The following is a 1,232-nucleotide window of genomic DNA, read 5'->3' as shown; positions in this document are numbered from 1 at the left end:
GATCAATTTTATTGAAAAGTTGCGTGAACACTGTAAAGTTCATGGAATTCCTCTTTAACGAATTTTCAACTTTTTATCACCTTGAAACATAGATACATGCTAAACGCGTTATTTGCATTTATACATTACCTAAGTATTTTCATCACGATACCTTGGCTTTGAGAAAACCTTTCTGCCCCTCTGAATTGTTCAGATAGTACTGAACTTTCTACATTGGCTTTTGTTTTTATCGTATGGTAGGCATCCCTTTTGCTTCATGGTTAAAAAATTTCATACTAAGTTCGCGTTTTTTCTTTTTGATAAGTGATTGCTCAGCGTTACGTAAATGCGCTACCATTTCCATCTTTATAAATTCATTTTGGATCATGGCTAACGAACCATCGATATGTGCTTGAAGATCTGCAGTATCTTTCAGGTTTTCTTTTTTTTGAATTTCATCTAATAGATGTTGGAGGTATTTAAAACGATTTTCTACGTTTTCAAAAGTTTCTAAACTTACAGCTTTATCTAGTATCGATGCAAATTGTAAACGCCTTGAAATAGCTTTGCCCATTTGCTCAAAAGACCCATAAATTTTGTTTTCTTCCTCTAATACCTTTTGATATGATTCCCTTGAAAGCTTATCTCTCTTATAGAGCGATTCTGGTTCTTTGAGAAAAAAACTAGAAAAGTCTATTTTCTGAGGTGCAGTTTTCTGACCCTTTGTTATAGCTTGATAGGCTTTTTCTGTTTGCGAAAGTTGTTTTTTTTCCAACTCAAGCTGTTTTTTTAAGAGCTCTATAATCTCCAGATATTCTGCTGGTAGAGCAGGTGGGGTCGGTGGAGCAGGTGGTGGCGGTGGAGGTGGAGAGGGATTATTTACTGTCTCTTTTTTCTCTATCGGAGTACATACAGTCCTAAATTTTCTGGGGTCCCAGTAACACTTATTAGCGAGAGCTGACGTTTCAAAAATTATACTGATCGCTATAGTGATAATTATCTTTTTCATCTGTCTCCTCGCTTGATTTTGGCAGGGATTGTTTTATTAATAGGTACACGGTTCCTATCATTGGGCTGTTTTAGCTTTGGTGCTAATGCATAAGCCGATAAAATTTTTGCAATCAAAATTACAAGAATGACCGACTTCATTTTAATACGACTCTTTTTTACCGTTATATATTTATTGTCATTATTATAATTTTGACACTAAAATAAAGTGTATAGTTTGCGATAATTGATCTTTTCTTAATTTC

The 1,232-nt window shown here is 34.4% G+C and carries 2 protein-coding genes; both read right to left on the bottom strand.

Annotation, left to right across the window (positions count from 1 at the left end; translation table 11 throughout):
• Positions 1 to 226: 226 nt before the first annotated feature.
• Positions 227 to 988 carry a type IV secretion system protein gene (locus tag ACFIKY_RS08965; protein WP_375661731.1) on the bottom strand — a complete coding sequence of 254 codons (762 nt, stop codon included), beginning with the start codon at positions 986 to 988 and terminating at the stop codon, positions 227 to 229.
• The gene (locus ACFIKY_RS08960) at positions 985 to 1,128 is read right to left on the bottom strand and encodes a TrwH protein (RefSeq protein ID WP_375661730.1); all 144 of its coding nucleotides are present in this window, start codon (positions 1,126 to 1,128) and stop codon (positions 985 to 987) included. The genes ACFIKY_RS08965 and ACFIKY_RS08960 overlap by 4 nt, the downstream gene beginning before the upstream one ends.
• Positions 1,129 to 1,232 lie beyond the last annotated feature (104 nt).

The organism is Bartonella sp. CR127HXZ (assembly GCF_042194555.1).
Lineage (GTDB): Bacteria > Pseudomonadota > Alphaproteobacteria > Rhizobiales > Rhizobiaceae > Bartonella > Bartonella grahamii.
The sequence above is the reverse complement of the archived record's forward strand: the minus strand, read 5'-3'. Positions and strand labels throughout refer to the sequence as shown.